The 15094-nt window shown below is 71.5% G+C and carries 13 protein-coding genes and 3 pseudogenes; 2 read left to right on the plus strand and 14 right to left on the minus strand.

Annotated features, from left to right (window positions below; translation table 11 throughout):
- Positions 1 to 45: 45 nt before the first annotated feature.
- Together G7070_RS20080 and G7070_RS16525 are read right to left on the minus strand one after the other, a co-directional pair.
- A complete protein-coding gene (locus tag G7070_RS20080) occupies positions 46 to 255 on the minus strand; it encodes a WYL domain-containing protein (protein WP_206079841.1) in 210 nt (69 codons plus the stop codon).
- The gene (locus tag G7070_RS16525; protein WP_206079842.1) at positions 156 to 770 is read right to left on the minus strand and encodes a helix-turn-helix transcriptional regulator; all 615 of its coding nucleotides are present in this window, start codon (positions 768 to 770) and stop codon (positions 156 to 158) included. Before G7070_RS16525 ends, G7070_RS20080 begins: the two co-directional genes overlap by 100 nt.
- Before the next feature lie 91 nt (positions 771 to 861).
- Here G7070_RS16525 and G7070_RS16530 point away from each other — a divergent pair, with 91 nt between their 5' ends.
- Entirely contained in the window at positions 862 to 1647 is a 786-nt protein-coding gene (locus tag G7070_RS16530; protein ID WP_246227178.1) for an alpha/beta hydrolase, read from the plus strand.
- A gap of 112 nt (positions 1648 to 1759) precedes the next feature.
- On the opposite strand, the gene G7070_RS16535 is transcribed toward G7070_RS16530, so the two are convergent.
- The 10 genes and pseudogenes from G7070_RS16535 to G7070_RS16580 form a co-directional block, all read right to left on the minus strand.
- Positions 1760 to 4048: a RelA/SpoT family protein gene (locus tag G7070_RS16535; RefSeq protein ID WP_166234651.1), complete on the minus strand. Its 2289-nt coding sequence runs from the start codon at positions 4046 to 4048 to the stop codon at positions 1760 to 1762.
- A 45-nt stretch (positions 4049 to 4093) separates the two neighbouring features.
- Positions 4094 to 5161 (minus strand): potassium channel family protein, encoded by a 1068-nt coding sequence (locus G7070_RS16540; RefSeq protein WP_166234652.1) that lies wholly within the window; start codon positions 5159 to 5161, stop codon positions 4094 to 4096.
- 2 nt (positions 5162 to 5163) lie between these two features.
- Entirely contained in the window at positions 5164 to 5697 is a 534-nt protein-coding gene (locus G7070_RS16545; protein WP_166234653.1) for an adenine phosphoribosyltransferase, read from the minus strand.
- Positions 5694 to 6872, minus strand: coding sequence for a protein translocase subunit SecF (gene secF, locus G7070_RS16550; RefSeq protein ID WP_166234654.1), 1179 nt, complete (start codon positions 6870 to 6872; stop codon positions 5694 to 5696). Before secF ends, G7070_RS16545 begins: the two co-directional genes overlap by 4 nt.
- Positions 6872 to 8511, minus strand: a pseudogene (secD, locus tag G7070_RS16555) (protein translocase subunit SecD). Before secD ends, secF begins: the two are co-directional and overlap by 1 nt.
- 279 nt (positions 8512 to 8790) lie before the next feature.
- Positions 8791 to 9042 (minus strand): annotated as a pseudogene (yajC, locus tag G7070_RS16560) (preprotein translocase subunit YajC); the annotation flags it as partial.
- A 67-nt stretch (positions 9043 to 9109) separates the two neighbouring features.
- Positions 9110 to 10153, minus strand: a complete 1044-nt coding sequence (gene ruvB / locus G7070_RS16565) for a Holliday junction branch migration DNA helicase RuvB (RefSeq protein ID WP_166234655.1) — start codon at positions 10151 to 10153, stop codon at positions 9110 to 9112.
- Positions 10150 to 10761, minus strand: a complete 612-nt coding sequence (gene ruvA, locus G7070_RS16570) for a Holliday junction branch migration protein RuvA (protein ID WP_166234656.1) — start codon at positions 10759 to 10761, stop codon at positions 10150 to 10152. The genes ruvB and ruvA overlap by 4 nt, the downstream gene beginning before the upstream one ends.
- Before the next feature lie 13 nt (positions 10762 to 10774).
- A pseudogene (gene ruvC, locus G7070_RS16575) lies at positions 10775 to 11327 on the minus strand (crossover junction endodeoxyribonuclease RuvC); the annotation flags it as partial.
- A 36-nt stretch (positions 11328 to 11363) separates the two neighbouring features.
- A complete protein-coding gene (locus G7070_RS16580; protein ID WP_166234658.1) occupies positions 11364 to 12131 on the minus strand; it encodes a YebC/PmpR family DNA-binding transcriptional regulator in 768 nt (255 codons plus the stop codon).
- Between G7070_RS16580 and G7070_RS20085 the strand changes: the two genes are divergently transcribed.
- Positions 12120 to 12986, plus strand: coding sequence for an MBL fold metallo-hydrolase (locus G7070_RS20085; protein WP_166234659.1), 867 nt, complete (start codon positions 12120 to 12122; stop codon positions 12984 to 12986). The two genes, G7070_RS16580 and G7070_RS20085, sit on opposite strands and share 12 nt — an antisense overlap.
- Here G7070_RS20085 and priA read toward each other — a convergent pair whose 3' ends face one another.
- Positions 12987 to 13724, minus strand: coding sequence for a bifunctional 1-(5-phosphoribosyl)-5-((5-phosphoribosylamino)methylideneamino)imidazole-4-carboxamide isomerase/phosphoribosylanthranilate isomerase PriA (priA, locus tag G7070_RS16590; protein ID WP_166234660.1), 738 nt, complete (start codon positions 13722 to 13724; stop codon positions 12987 to 12989).
- The gene (locus G7070_RS16595) at positions 13717 to 14970 is read right to left on the minus strand and encodes an amidohydrolase family protein (protein ID WP_246227180.1); all 1254 of its coding nucleotides are present in this window, start codon (positions 14968 to 14970) and stop codon (positions 13717 to 13719) included. Before G7070_RS16595 ends, priA begins: the two co-directional genes overlap by 8 nt.
- Between the last annotated feature and the right edge of the window lie 124 nt (positions 14971 to 15094).

The following is a 15094-nucleotide window of genomic DNA, read 5'->3' on the forward strand; positions in this document are numbered from 1 at the left end:
GCACAGCGCCTCGGTGGGAGCGACCTGCAGGCGCACGACACCCCCTCACCGGCCGGGGACGCCGTGGGAAGGTGGCGATGGGCGGGTCCCATGCACCGGACGCGAACCCTCGGGCGGCTCCCCCACCTCCTCGATGGTGTGCCCCGTGCACGGCGTCACCGTGACCGCGGCGCCCCGGATCCGCTCCAGGGCGAACCAGCGCATGCCCTCCCGCAGCCGGCACCACCCCACGAGGTACCAGGTCCCCGCGCGCATGCGAAGATCACGGGTTCGACGTCGCGGCTGGTCCGGGTCCCGTCCCGGGCCTCGTAGCGCAACCGCACCACACGCTGGTCCGTCATGGCCTCCTCGACCGCCGACATGACCGTCCGGTCGGTGGCGGGCACGTTCACCCAGACGCGGCCCGCGAGGTCCAGCGCCCGGGCGCGCGTCGCCGGATCCAGGACATCGACGATCTTGTTCACCCCGGCCCACGCGAGGTCGGCGTAGGGGGCCTGCGCGGCCGCCGACACCGCCGCGAGCAGCGCCACCGCCTGGGCCGGCGTCAGGCTCACCGGAGGCAGCGAACCCGACCCGGCGAGGCCGTAGCCGCCTCCCGGCCCCGGACGCGACCACACCGGTGCCCCGCTGTTCGCCAGCGCGGCCAGGTCGCGCTTGACGGTCCGCGCCGACACCCCGAACTCGGACGCCAACCGCTCGGCCGAGCACCCCCGGCTCCCCTGGCGCCGCAGCATCTCCGCCGTCGCGATCAGACGCTCGGACCGCCTCATCCCACCTCCACCGATCCCCACGCAGCACGCACAGAATCCATGCCAGAAATGGTGACACACCGCTGTCCGGTCGGGGTGTCACGGTGAAGCCATGAACGCCGACAGCGCCCACGGCACCGCCCACGTCCACAGCACGGACGCCTCCGACGCCTCCGAAACCACCGAGCCGACCATCCTCCTGATAGCCGGGCATTGGCTGGGCGCCTGGGCCTGGGACGCGGTCGCGGACGCCCTCCGCACCCTCGGGCGCCGCCCCCTGCCCCTGACGCTGCCCGGCCTCGACCCGCACGATCCGCAGCGGGCGTCGCGGACCCTGGAGGACCAGGCCTCGGCGATCGTCCTGGCTCTGCTGGACGCCGACGCGGCACAGCGTCCGGCCGTCGTCGTCGCTCACAGCGGCGCCAACGCGCCCGTCAGCATGGTGCTCGACCGGCGTCCGGACCTCGTGGGGCACGTGGTCTGGGTCGACAGCGGCCCGGTCGCCCCGGGGACGGTCTTCCTGCCGGACGCGCCCTCCGACCTGGCCGAACTGCCCCTGCCCGACTTCGAGACGCTCGGGGGCCAGGCGAGCCTCGACGGGCTCACCCCGGCGGACCTCGACCGGTTCCGGCGGTGCGCCGTCCCCGAACCGGGCCCGGTGCTGACCCGGCCGGTGCCGTTGACCGGCGACGGCCGCCGGGACGTCCCCACCACGCTCGTGTGCTGCTCGATCCCGAGCGCGCAGGTCGTCGACGCCGCCCGGGGCGGGCACCCGATGTTCGCCGAGGTGGCCGCGCTGCGTCAGGTCGGGTTCGTGGACCTGCCCACCGGGCACTGGCCGATGTGGAGCCGCCCCACCGACCTCGCCGCCGTCATCGCCGGAGTGGGCCTCGCCTGACCCGCGCGCGTCGGCCGACCTCCGTCGGCCAGGGCCGCCCAACCGCGCACCGCCCGACAGAGATGCCGCCGGTCGAGACCCGGCGAGCGCGACCTCCACGCGACCCGTCGCGTCAGCCCGGCTTGACCCGGCTGACCTCGTAGACACCCGGGACGCGCTGCAGGCCGCGCAGCACGGTCTCCAGGTGGCGCGGGTCCGGCGTCTGGAACGTGAGCCGCATGGTGAACACGTGATCCTTCGACGCGTTCGCGGACACCGAGACGATCGACATGTGCATCTCGGACAGCACCTTGGTCAGGTCGTTGAGCATCCCCGCCCGGTCGATGCCCTCCACCTGCACCGCGACGAGGAACGCCGCGTCGGCGGTGGGCGCCCACGACACCGGCACGATCCGCTCGGGCATCTGGCGCAGGGACGCGACGTTGGTGCAGTCCGTGCGGTGCACCGAGATCCCCTCGCTGCGCGTCACGAAGCCCATGATGGGGTCGCCCGGCACGGGCAGGCAGCACTTGGCGAGCTTGGTGTAGAGGTCGGGGTCGCCGTCCACGACGACGCCGGAGTGGTTGCGGGGCAGCTTGTGCGGGCCCCGCACCAGCACCGCCTCGTCGACCAGGGACGCCTCCGCGGCGGCCTCGTCGCCGCCCACCACGCTGACCAGCTGCGTGATGACGGCCTGGGCGCTGGTGCTGCCCTCGCCGATCGCGGCCCACAGGCTGGGCACGTCCGAGACGTGGAAGTGCTGGGTGAGGTGCGCCATCACCTCGGGGGTGAGAAGGCGCGCGGCCAGGTGGCTGCGGCGCATCTGCTTGGCCAGGATCTCCTTGCCCTGCTCGATCGCCTCGTCGCGGCGCTCGCGGGAGAAGTGCTGCCGGATCTTGGAACGGGCCCGCGGCGTCTTGACGAAGTTGAGCCAGTCGCGGCTGGGGCCCGCGTTCTGCGCCTTCGAGGTGAGGATGTCGATCGACATGCCCATCTCGAGGGTCGAGTCCAGCGGCACGAGGCGTCCGTTGACGCGCGCGCCGATGCAGCGGTGCCCCACCTCGGTGTGGATGGCGTAGGCGAAGTCGACCGGCGTGGAACCCGCGGGCAGCGCGATGACGTCGCCCTTGGGGCTGAACACGAAGACCTCGTTCTTGGCGATCTCCTCGGTGAAGGTGTCGAGGAACTCCCCGGAGTCCTCGGTCTCCTTCTGCCACTCCGAGATCGAGTGCACCCAGTTGATCTCGTCGCCGGCGCTCTTGCCCTCCTTGTACCGCCAGTGCGCCGCGACGCCGTACTCGGCCTGCTTGTGCATCTCGTTGGTGCGGATCTGCAGCTCGACCGGCTTGCCGCCGGGGCCCAGCACCGTCGTGTGCAGCGACTGGTACAGGTTGAACTTCGGCATCGCGATGTAGTCCTTGAAGCGCCCCGGCAGCGGACGCCACCGGGCGTGCAGGACGCCGAGCACGTCGTAACACTCGCGCTTGGTGTCGACCAGGACCCGCAACCCGACCAGATCGTAGATGTCGTAGAAGTCGCGGCCGCGGACCATCATCTTCTGGTAGATCGAGTAGTAGTGCTTGGGGCGGCCGTACACCGTCGCCTTGATCTTGTTGTCGGCCAGGTCCTGCTTCACCTGCTCGATCACGGTGCTCAGGTACTGGTCACGCAGCGGCGCGCGCTCGGCGACGAGCTTCACGATCTCGGAGTAGATCTTCGGCTCGATCACCGAGAACGACAGGTCCTCCAGCTCCCACTTGATCGCGTTCATGCCCAGGCGGTGCGCCAGCGGCGCGTAGATCTCGAGGGTGTCCTTGGCGATGCGGATCTGCTTGTCGGGACGCAGCGAGCTGATCGTGCGCATGTTGTGCAGCCGGTCGGCCAGCTTGATGATGAGGACGCGGATGTCGCGGCTCATCGCGATGACCATCTTGCGGATGGTCTCGGCCTTGGCGGACTCGCCGTAGACCATCTTGTCCAGCTTGGTGACGCCGTCGACCATCGTGGCGATCTCGTCGCCGAAGTCGTTCGTCAGCTGCGCCAGCGTGTAGCCGGTGTCCTCGACAGTGTCGTGCAGCAGCGCCGCGCAGATGGTGGGCTCGTTCAGCCCGAGGCTGGCCAGGATGGTCGCGACGGCCAGCGGGTGCGTGATGTAGGCGTCGCCGCTCTTGCGCATCTGGCCGTCGTGGAAGTGCTCCGCCGTCCGGTAGGCGCGCTCGATGAGCCCCGTGTCGACCTTCTGATGGTGCTGCCGCATCGCCGCGAACAGCGGGTCGAGCGCCGCGTTGCCCGACGTCTTCTGGCTGCCGAGCATGGCCAGCATGCGGCGCATGCTGCGCCGGGGCTGCTCGGGAACGACGACGGGGGCCGGTTGGGGCGCCTCGATCTCCGCGCCGGACTGGCGACTGGTCGTCTCGCTCATCACACACCTCCCTCACGTGGGGTCGAGTGTAGCGCCGGGGCCGCCTCAGGCCGTCGGGGGTGTCCGATCGCGCTTCTTCTCGCTCGGCCGGACGATCACGAGCTCGTCGCCGGTCTTGAGCAGGGCCACGCTGGGGTCGAAGAAGTGCCGCAGCAGCCCGCCGCGCACGACGCCCAGCACCCGCTCCCCGGCGATCTCGGAGGAGCTCTTGCCGACCTCGCTGGGCGTCACGAGCCGCTGCGCGATGTCGATGCCCTCGCCGTAGTTGAGCAGGTCCTCCATGGTCGCGCCGAGCTCCGGGCTGACGGCCGACAGGCCGATGAGCCGGCCGACGGCGTCCGAACTCGTGACGACGCCGTCGGCGCCGGACTGACGCAGCAGCGACACGTTGTCGGCCTCGCGGACCGAGACGACCAGGTGGGCGTGCGGGTTGAGCTGCCGCGCGGTGAGCGTGGTCAGGATGGCGGTGTCGTCGCGGTTGACCGTGACGATGATGTGTTTCGCCTTGGGCACCTCAGCGCGCCGCAGCAGGTCGCGGGACGTGCAGTCGCCCAGGAACGCGGCGAGCCCGTTGCGGTTCGCGGTGTCGACCGCGGCCTGGCTGGAGTCGACGACGACGATCTTGTCGCTGTCGGCGCCGTTGCGCAGCAGGGTGGTCAGGGCGCTGCGGCCCATGGTGCCGTAGCCGAGCACGACGGTGTGGTTGCGCATCTTCTTCCTCCAACGGGCGTCCGACATGGCGCGGCGCCCCTCGTTCGCCAGCACCTCGAGCGTCGTGCCGACCAGCAGGATCAGGAACGCGATGCGCAGCGGGGTCACGAGCAGCGCGTTCAGCAGCCGGGCGTGCTGCGACACCGGGGTGATGTCGCCGTAGCCGGTGGTGGTCACGGTGACGGTGGCGTAGTAGATCGCGTCGATGAGGGTCAGCCCGTCGCCGGCGACGTTGTCGCTGTAGCTGTCGCGATCCAGCCAGACGATCAGCGAGTTGACCGCGATGATGCCGAGCGCGAGCAGCGCCCGCCGGGTGAGCTCCTTGACGGGGCTCTCCGCGACGGACGGCAGGCGCACCAGCGCTTGATAACCCCACCTCGAGGTGGAGGACCCGTTGGCCATGATCAGACGGTCACCACGGCCGACAGGGTGTCGACACCGGCCTTCGCCAGGCGCTCACGCCCACCCAGGAACCCGAGCTCCATCAGGACGGCCACGTGCACGAGCTCGGCCCCCTGCCGCTTGATGAGCTCGGCGGTGGCGCCGATGGTGCCGCCGGTGGCGAGGACGTCGTCGATCACCATCACGCGGGCCCCCTGCCACAGGGCGTCGCTGTGGATCGCGAGCGTCTCGTGGCCGTACTCCAGGGCGAAGCTCTGCTCGTCGACCTGGCCGGGCAGCTTGCCCGGCTTGCGGACGGGCACGAACCCGGCGCCCAGCTTGAGCGCGACCGGCGCGGCGAAGATGAAGCCGCGCGCCTCCATGCCCACCACGATGTCGATGGGGCCCGGCGCCAGGGCGACGAGTTCCTCGATCGCGGCCGCGAACCCGGCCGGGTCGGCCAGCAGCGGCGTGATGTCCTTGAACACGACCCCGGCCTTGGGCCAGTCCGGGACGTCGCGGATCAGTTCCACGATACGACGCTGGTTGGGGTTCATCGGGCGTCCTTCTTCCGTGCGGCGCGGGTGCTGCGCTGGGGCTGGGAACGGGGCAGGTCGACGCCGCGGACCGTTCCGAGGCGGACGGGGTCCACGGGCGTCCCGCTGGCCGACAGGACCGGCTCGGACGACACGCCGCTGACCGTCGCGGCGGCCTCCTCGACGGTCTCGGCCGGCTCGTCCGCGGCGCGCTTGGTGCGCTTGGCGCCCCGCTCGATGCGGCGCCGGTGGGCGGCCAGTTCGGGCTCCCGCTCCCGCATCTGCACGTACAGCGGGGCGGCCAGGAACAGCGACGAGTAGGCGCCGGCGATCATGCCGACGAACAGCGCCAAGCCCAGATCCTTGAGCGGCCCGGTGCCCAGCACGAAGACGCCGGTGAACAGCAGCGCCGCAACCGGCAGCACGCCGATGATCGTGGTGTTGATCGAGCGGACCAGCACCTGGTTGACGGCGAGGTTCGCCGCCGCCGCGAACGTGCGGTTCTGCTGCGTGATGTCGCGGGTGTTGTCACGGATCTTGTCGAAGACCACCACCGTGTCGTACAGCGAGTAGCCCAGGATCGTCAGCATGCCGATCAGGGTCGCCGGGGTGAACGCGAACTGCAGGATCGAGTAGATGCCGGCCGTCACGATGAGGTCGTGCACGAGGGCGAGGATCGCCGCCGCGGACATCTTCCAGTTGCGGAAGTACGCCCAGATCATCAGCGACACCAGCGCCATGAACACCACCAGGGCGATCAGGCCCTGCTGGGTGATCTGCTGGCCCCAGGACGCGCCGATCAGGTTGTTGGTGACCTGCTCGGTCGGGACGCCCGCCTTCGCCGCCAGCAGCGCGGTGACGTCGTTGATCTCCTCGGCGGTCAGCGCCCGCACCTGGACGCGGACCTGGTTGTCCCCGACCGTGTTGACCTTGATCTCGCCGAGGTCGGGAACCGTGCTGTCCTGGACGACCTCGCGGTAGTCGTCCACGGTGGTCTGGGTGACCTGGGTGGGCACGACGAACTCGGAGCCGCCGGTGAAGTCGATCGACAGGTTGAGCTGCCGGAAGCCGAGGCTGGCCAGGCAGATCGCCAGGATGACGGCCGAGACGATGTAGAACCGCTTGGCGTTGCCGATGAAGTCGTAGCTGATCTCGCCGGTGTAGAGCCGGTGCGCCAGACCGTTGCGCTTGCTCATCACGCCTCCTGGGGTGCCGTCGCGCGCAGGCGGCGGATCGGGGACTTGCGGGGCGCGGCCCCCAGGTGCTCGGCGTCGAAGCCGGAGAACTTGCGGCCCTCCCCGAAGTACCGGGTGCGGCCCAGCAGGGTGACCATGGGCTTGGTGAACCAGAACACGATCGCGATGTCGATCAGCGTGGTGAGGCCCAGCGTGAACGCGAAGCCCTTCACCGACCCGATCGCCAGGATGAACAGCACCGCCGCCGACAGCAGCGACACGGCGTCCGCGATCAGGATGGTCTTCCGCGAGCCGATCCAGCCGGTCTCGATGGCCGTGCGCAGCGAGCGTCCCTCGCGCACCTCGTCGCGGATCCGCTCGAAGTAGATGATGAAGGAGTCCGCGGTCATGCCGATGGCGACGATCGCGCCGGCGATGCCGGGCAGGTTCAGCGCGAAGCCCATCGACTGCCCCAGCAGCACCATCAACTGGTAGGTGATCGTGGCCGCGAGCGCGAGCGACGCGATCACCACGATCGCCAGCGCCCGGTAGTACACGACCGAGTACAGGATCACCAGCGCGAGGCCGATCAGGCCGGCGATGATGCCCGCCTGCAACTGCTCGCCGCCCAGCGTCGGGGAGACGTTGGACACCTCCGACAGGTCGAACGCCAGCGGCAGCGAGCCGTACTTGAGCACGTTGGCCAGATCGGTGGCGCTCTGCTGGGTGAAGGTGCCGGAGATCTCGGCCTTACCGCCCGGGATCGCCGAGGTCAGTCGCGGGTAGGTCACGACCTTGCCGTCGAGCACGATCGCGAAGGTGTTCTGCGGCTCGGTCTTCTTGGCCAGTTCGCCGGTGACCTGCTCGAAGATCCGGGCGCCCTCGGGGTTGAGGTCGAGCGTCACGATCCAGTTGACCTGGTTCTGTGGCACGCCGGCCATGGCGTTGGTGAGCTGGTCGCCGCTGATGACCGCCGGGTAGAGCAGGAACTTGGTGGTCCCCTCCCGGTCACAGGTGATGAGCGGCTGGTCCGGCACGTCGGGGAACGCGTCACCGCACTGGAAGTTGGTGAACTCCTCCTGGTCCTGCTCGGTGGGCGTCCACGCCAGCGCCTGCTCGGTCGTGAGCGGGGTGCCGGGGGTGGTGGGCCGCGGCGTCGCGGGCGCCGTCGGCAGCCCGGGAGCCGGACGCCGGTTCACGGTCTCGGTCGGCGTCGCGCCGGGCGCGGGGACCGCGGTGGCCCCCTCGGTCGGCGCCGGGGTGGCGCCGGGCTCGCCCGTCGGGGTCGGCTCGGCGGTCGGGACGACCGTGGGCGGGCCGGCCTGCGCGACCGCGTACACCGGCCGGAAGTAGAGCTGGGCGGTGGTGCCGACCATCTCCTGCAATTGCGCCGGGGCCACGTTGGGCACCGACACGGTGATCTGGTTGTTCCCGACCGTGGCGACCTCGGACTCGCCGACCCGATGGAGTCGACGCGCTGCTGGATGATCGCGCGCGCCTGCTCGAGGCTGTCGGCGCTCACACCACCCTGGCCGGTCGTGTTGCGGGCTGTCAGAGTGATCGTCGTGCCGCCGCGCAGATCGAGGCCCAGCTTGGGGGCCCAGCTGTTCGACAGCGCCATGATGCCGAACAGGGCGGCGATGACGCTGAACAGGATGATCAGGGTGCGCAGGGGGTGCGACCGGTACTGGCTGGTGGTGGCCACGGGCTGGAACTCCGGGAAGGTCGGGAACGAGGGGTCAGTTGCTCTTGTGCTCGGTGTCGCCGGGTTGCTCGAAGTCGGGCGTCCCCTCGGGGCCGGCGCCGTGTCGGTGCCGTAGTCGATGACGGTGGCCTCCTCGACGGTCGGCTCGACCAGCGTGCCGTCGGTCGGGGTCACGGCGGCGCTGGAGTCGTCGTCGTACTCGAACTCCTCCTCGGCGGGCTCCACCACGCGGACGATCGCCTGCTTGAGGACGGTCATCTCGACGCCGGGCGAGACCTCGACGATGGCCTGCTTCTCGCCGCTGTGGAGGATGGTGCCGAAGACGCCGCTGCTCAGCATGACGCGCGAGCCCTCGCCGAGCTGGCTCACCATCTGTTGCTGTTGCTTCTGCTTCTTCTGGGCAGGACGGATCAGGAGCAGCCAGAAGGCCGCCACCATCAGGACCACCATGACGATGGTCGACATCAGGGAGTTGTCAGCAGGCATTTCTCACACTCTCGCGCAGGGAACGGGGACCACCGTACGGCGCCCCACCAAGGATGAAGCGTACCGGTTAGCCGTCCGCGTCGCTGAACAGGTCGGCCCGCGAGGCGGGAACCTTCAGCCCCAGATGCTGCCAGGCGCGCTGGGTGGCGACCCGGCCCCGCGGCGTCCGCATCAGGAAGCCCTGGCGGATCAGGAAGGGCTCGGCGACCTCCTCGACCGTCTCGGCCTCCTCCCCCACGCTCATCGCGAGCGTCCCGAGCCCGACGGGTCCGCCGGCGAACCGCACGCACAGCGCCTCCAGCACGGACCGGTCGAGGCGGTCCAGCCCCAGGGCGTCCACCTCGTACAGCTCCAGCGCCGCCGCCGCCACGTCGGGGTCGATCCGGCCGGACGCCTTGACCAGCGCGAAGTCCCGGACGCGGCGCAGCAGCCGGTTCGCGATGCGCGGGGTGCCACGGCTGCGGCCGGCGATCACGGACGCCGACGCGCGGTCCACGGCGATGTCGAGCAGGGACGCCGACCGCTGCACGATCCCCACCAGGTCGGCGGCGTCGTAGTAGTCGAGCTGGCCGGTGAAGCCGAACCGGTCGCGCAGCGGCCCGGGCAGCAGCCCGGCGCGCGTGGTGGCACCCACCAGGACGAACGGCGGGATCTCCAGCGGGATCTCGGTGGCGCCGGGCCCCTTGCCGACGATGACGTCGACGCGGAAGTCCTCCATCGCCATGTAGAGCATCTCCTCGGCGGGCCGGCTCATCCGGTGGATCTCGTCGAGGAAGAACACCTCGCCCTCGGTCAGGCCCGACAGGATGGCCGCGAGGTCGCCGGCGTGCTGGATCGCGGGGCCCGAGCTGATCCGCAGCGGGGCGCCGAGCTCGTGGGCGATGATCATCGCCAGCGTGGTCTTGCCCAGCCCGGGCGGCCCGGACAGCAGCACGTGGTCGGGCACCGCGTTGCGGTGCTGCGCGGCCGCGAGCACGAGGCCGAGCTGCTCGGCCACGCGGGGCTGGCCCTTGAACTCGTCCAGGCTGGGCGGGCGCAGCGCCCCGTCGACGGCGATCTCGTCGGTGCGGCCGTGCGGGTCGAGTGGGTCGTCGGCGATGCGCGGCGTCATCGGGCGAGGCTCCGCAGCGCCGCCCGCATCAGCTCGCCGATGCCGAGCGCCGGGTCCTGCTCGCGCAGCGGCGCGACGCCCTCGACCGCCGCGGCGGCGTCCTTGGCGGACCAGCCGAGCGACTCGAGCCCGGACGCCACCTGCTCGCGCCACTCGTCGGCGGCGGGGCGGGCGGCGCCGGTCGTGGACAGGGCGGGGATCGCGCCGAGCGCGTTGACCTTGTCCTTGAGCTCGATCACCATCTTCTGCGCGCCCTTGCGCCCGATGCCGGGCACCTTGCACAGCGCCACGAGGTTCTCGGTCATGATCGCGGTCCGCAGTTCGTCGGGCGGCAGCACCGACACGATCGCCTGCGCGAGTTTGGGGCCGATCCCCGAGGCGGTCTGGACGAGCTCGAAGGCGTCCCGCTCGTCGGCGTCGGTGAATCCGTAGAGGGTGAGGGAGTCCTCGCGCACGACCAGCGACGTGTGCAGGCTGGCGCTCTCCCCCACCGTCACGGCGGCGACGGTGGCGGGGGTGGCGAGGGCGCGGACGCCGAACCCGCCGAGGTCGAGCACCACCCAGGTGCCGCCGACCTGGCTGACGGTCCCGTTGACGTGGGCGATCACGCGAGCTTCCTCCTGTTCGCGGCGCGGGCGCGCGCCGCCGCTTGGGCCTGGACGAGTTCCCGGCGCACCTGCGCCTGACGGATGCGGGCGATGGCGGGGGCGCGCCACAGGTGACACACGGCCAGCGCCACCGCGTCGGCGGCGTCGGCGGGCTTGGGTGGGGCGTCCAGCTTGAGGATCCGCATCACCATCTGCCCGACCTGGGCCTTGTCCGCGCGGCCGTTCCCCGTGATGGCGGCCTTGACCTCGCTGGGGGTGTGCTGCGCGACCTGCAGGCCCGCCCGGGTGCCGACCAGCAGCACCACCCCGGACGCCTGCGCGGTCCCGATGATGGTGCTGACGTCGCGGCGGGCGAACACCCGCTCGACGGCGATCGCGTCGGGCCGGTACTCGGCCACGTACTGAACCAGGGAGCGCTCCAGGTCGGCCAGCCGCTGCCCGATGTCGGCGTCGGACGCCGTCCGCACGACGTCGGCGAGCAGCAGTCGGGGCGGGCGCCCGGGGTCGCCCTCGATGACGCCCACCCCGCACCGGGTCAGGCCGGGGTCGATCCCGAGCACGCGCATGGCATCCCTTTCCGAACGTTTGTTCGGATTCTAGGCTCAGCCCTCCAGGGACTCGAGGATTTCGTCCGGCACGTCCTCGTTGCTGTAGACGTTCTGCACGTCGTCGACGTCCTCGATCGCGTCCAGCAGCTTGAACAGCTTCTCGGCCGCGTCGGCGGAGTCGACCGCCTGCTCGTACTGCGCACGGAACTCGACGTCGGCGGAGTCGTAGTCCAGGCCCGCCGCCTGGACGGCCTTGCGGACCTCGACCAGCTGGGCCGGGTCGCACACGATCTCGAAGGTCTCGCCCAGATCGGTGATGTCCTCCGGCTCGGCGTCCAGGGTCGCCTCGAGGAGGTCGTCCTCGGAGACGTCCTTGCCGTCCTGCTTCTTGGTGACCACGACGACGCCCTTGCGGTCGTAGATCCGGCTCACCGAGCCGACGTCGGCGACCGTGCCGCCGTTGCGGGTGATCGCGACCTTGACGTCGGACGCCGAGCGGTTGCGGTTGTCGGTCAGCACCTCGATGAGGATCGCGACGCCCGCGGCGCCGTACGCCTCGTACATGATCTCGGTGTAGTCGACGGCCTCGCCGCCGACGCCGGAGCCGCGCTTGACGGCGCGGTCGATGTTGTCGTTGGGGACCGAGTTCTTCTTCGCCTTGACGATGGCGTCGTACAGCGTCGGGTTTCCGCCGGGGTCACCGCCACCCACGCGCGCCGAGACCTCGATCTTCTTGATGAGGTTGGCGAACAGCTTGCCGCGCTTCGCGTCGATCACGGCCTTCTTGTGCTTGGTGGTGGCCCACTTGGAATGACCGCTCATGGGTCTCCTTCGCTCGTTTCCGTCTCTGGTCCAGCGTTCAGCCTACCCGAGCCGACGCCGCCGCTCGGCTGTGGTCGGGGGTGGCGCTGCGCGCCCTGGCGCAGCGACCCAAGCGGGTCCCGACCCCCTTCGTCGTCGAGGGGTTGTTCCGGCCCGGGCGCAGCGCGATCGGCTACACGACGTTCGTGCTCGACCACCCCGCGCGCGCCTGCTCGTCGACCCCGCGATCAGCGCGGCGTCGGTCGCTCGGCTGGGCCTGGCCGCGCTGCGGAACCGATCCACAACGCGCTGCGGCCGCCGCCGGGGACGCTCACCACGCTGGAGGGCCTGGAACGGGCCGGGGTGGCCCCGGACATGCTCGACGCCGCGCTGGTGACGCACCTGCATTCGGACCACGTGCAGGGGCTGGAGGATCTGCCCGGCACGGAGCTGTGGGTGCACGGACCCGACCTGGCGTGGGCCCGCGCGGAGCGGCCCCGGGGCGTGGGGGCGGCGCTGCTCGACCGTCCGATCCGCGAGCTGAGCCTGCCGGGCGGCCCGGTGTTCACCTTCGAGCGGAGCCTGGACCTGCTCGGCGACGGGTCGGTGGTGCTGGTCGACCTGGCCGGCCACACCCCAGGCAGCGTCGGCGTGCTGGCGCACACCGCGTCCGGCTGGGTGCTGCTGGCCGGCGATGCCGCCTGGAACCACGCCCAGGTGGACGCCGTGCGGCAGAAGCCGGCGGTGCCCGGCGAGGTGGTCGACACCGATCGGGACGCCTCGTTCGCGACCCTGCACCGGCTGCACGCCGCGCGGTCGCGGGTCGCGGTCGTCCCGGCCCACGACCACGCGCTCACCGCGGGTCGCGCCTGGTGATCAGGCCCCGTCGCGCTCGGCGACGGCCAGCGCCTCGGTGAGGGTGAAGTTCCCCACGTAGAGCGCGGTGCCGATGATCGCCCCGGTGACGCCGGAGGGGACCAGGGTGCGCAGCGCGCGCAGGTCGTCCAGGGTCGCGATGCCGCCCGAGGCGATCACCTCGGCGTCGGTCCGGGACGCGACGTCGCGCAGCAGGTCGAGATTGGGGCCGGTCAGCATGCCGTCGGCGTTCACGTCGGTCACGACGAACGTGCGGCAGCCGGCTGCGCTGAGCCGGTCGACGGCCTCGGCCCAGTCGCCGCCCTCGCGCACCCAGCCGCGCGCGGCGAGCTTGGTGCCGCGGACGTCCAGCGCGATGCCGATCCGGTCGCCGTGCTCGGCGATCACCTTCTCGCACCATTCGGGGTTCTCCATGGCCGCGGTGCCGATGTTGACCCGGCGGCAGCCGGTGGCCAGCGCCCGGGCGAGGCTCTCGTCGTCGCGCAGCCCGCCGGAGAGTTCGACGTTGAGGCCCATCTTCTCGGTGATGCCGGCGATCAGGTCCGCGTTGGAGCCGCGCCCGAAGGCGGCGTCCAGGTCGACCAGGTGCAGCCAGGACGCCCCCGCGTCCTGCCACCGCTGGGCGGCGGCGAGCGGGTCGCCGAAGGTCTTCTCCGACCCGGCGATGCCTTGGGTCAGCTGGACGGCCTGGCCGCCCTGGACGTCGACGGCGGGCAGCAGGGTCAGGGCATCAGTCACGGTCAGCCACCCTAGCGTCGTGCAGCACCCGGCCGGCGCCGATGACCACCTGGCGGGGCGGGGTGCGGACGAGCGCGTCCATCGGGTTCTCGGCGTCGGTCAGGAACAGGTGCGCGGCCGCGCCGACCGCGATGTCGTGGTCGGGACGGCCCGCGTAGACCCCCGCCTCGCTGGTGGCGGCGCGCAGGACGCGGGTGAGGTCCTCATCGGTCACCACCGAGGACGCCCGCGCGAACTGCCAGGCGATGCCCAAGGTGTCGCCGGTGCCGTAGGGGCTCCACAGGTCGCGGATGCCGTCGGTGCCGAAGGCGAAGCCGACGCCGGCGGCGTCCAGCTCGCGCCAGGGCAGCTGCGGCAGCCGCAGCGGGGCGACCGTGGTGAAGGTGATCCGCAGTTCGCCCATCCGGGCCAGCAACTCGGCGCGGCGGCCGGCGTCCACCTGGGCGAGGGCGAAGCCGTGGGCGATGTTCACCCTGCCGGCAAGCCCGAGCGCCTCGGTCCGGTCGCAGATCAGGTCGAGCTGGAAGGCGCCCAGCTCGCCCGGGTCGTGCAGGTGGATGTCGAGGCCGCAGCCGCGGCGCTCCATGATCGCGAACAGGCCGTCGAGCTGGCCGACGGGGTCGCGGTCGATGCTGGCCGGGTCGAGGCCGCCGATGTGCTCGGCGCCGTGGGCGGCGGCGTCGTCGAGCAGGTCCAGGACGCCGGGTCGGCGCAGGACGCCGTCCTGGGGGAACGCCACGATCTCCATCTCGATGGCCCCGTCGAAGGACGCCACGGCCTCGCGGACGATCTCGATGCCGCGCTGCCCCAGCCCCGGGTCGACGTCGACATGGCTGCGGAACAGCGTGGTGCCGTGCGTGACCATCTCGGTCAGGACGCGGGTGGTGATGTCGACGCCCGGGATGCCGAGCTCGTCGCGGCGGGCCCGCTCGTGCCGGATCCGGCCGTCGGTGCCGCCCTCGCCGCCGTAGGACTGCCAGGGCAGGCCCCACCACGACTTGTCGACGTGGGCGTGCGCGTTGACGATCGACGGCAGCGCGAGCAGGCCCGCGCCGTCGAGGTCGGTCTCGGCCCAGGTCCCCCGCTCCGCGGGCTCGACGATGCCGGCGATCACCCCGTCGGCGAGGAGGATGTCGGCGCGGTCGCCGCCCCAGGGGCGGACGTCACGCAGCGCGGTGGGGTGGCCGGCGCGCTGGGGTGCGTAGCCGCCGTGCCGTCCGGGATTGGGTGGTCGATGCGTCGTCATGGGGAGCCTCCTAGCCGGGCCTCCAGCATAGGGACGCCCCTCACCCCGGCCTGGTCCGCGGGCTGGGCGGACGGGCGCCGTCTCGGAGCGAGCCTGCGCCGGGCGGGCGCTCCGGCCGGTGGGC

Origin of the sequence: Propioniciclava coleopterorum, assembly GCF_011393335.1 — a bacterium.
Lineage (GTDB): Bacteria > Actinomycetota > Actinomycetes > Propionibacteriales > Propionibacteriaceae > Propioniciclava > Propioniciclava coleopterorum.

Excerpts from the sequence above, each read along its gene's own strand:
- secF (WP_166234654.1), bottom strand. The coding sequence starts at position 6,872 with ATGAGCAAGCGCAACGGTCTGGCGCACCGGCTCTACACCGGCGAGATC.
- G7070_RS16580 (WP_166234658.1), bottom strand. The coding sequence starts at position 12,131 with ATGAGCGGTCATTCCAAGTGGGCCACCACCAAGCACAAGAAGGCCGTG.
- G7070_RS20085 (WP_166234659.1), top strand. The coding sequence starts at position 12,120 with ATGACCGCTCATGGGTCTCCTTCGCTCGTTTCCGTCTCTGGTCCAGCG.
- ruvB (WP_166234655.1), bottom strand. The coding sequence starts at position 10,153 with ATGACGCCGCGCATCGCCGACGACCCACTCGACCCGCACGGCCGCACC.
- G7070_RS16535 (WP_166234651.1), bottom strand. The coding sequence starts at position 4,048 with ATGAGCGAGACGACCAGTCGCCAGTCCGGCGCGGAGATCGAGGCGCCC.
- G7070_RS16530 (WP_246227178.1), top strand. The coding sequence starts at position 862 with ATGAACGCCGACAGCGCCCACGGCACCGCCCACGTCCACAGCACGGAC.
- G7070_RS20080 (WP_206079841.1), bottom strand. The coding sequence starts at position 255 with ATGCGCGCGGGGACCTGGTACCTCGTGGGGTGGTGCCGGCTGCGGGAG.
- G7070_RS16525 (WP_206079842.1), bottom strand. The coding sequence starts at position 770 with ATGAGGCGGTCCGAGCGTCTGATCGCGACGGCGGAGATGCTGCGGCGC.
- G7070_RS16595 (WP_246227180.1), bottom strand. The coding sequence starts at position 14,970 with ATGACGACGCATCGACCACCCAATCCCGGACGGCACGGCGGCTACGCA.
- G7070_RS16540 (WP_166234652.1), bottom strand. The coding sequence starts at position 5,161 with ATGGCCAACGGGTCCTCCACCTCGAGGTGGGGTTATCAAGCGCTGGTG.
- G7070_RS16545 (WP_166234653.1), bottom strand. The coding sequence starts at position 5,697 with ATGAACCCCAACCAGCGTCGTATCGTGGAACTGATCCGCGACGTCCCG.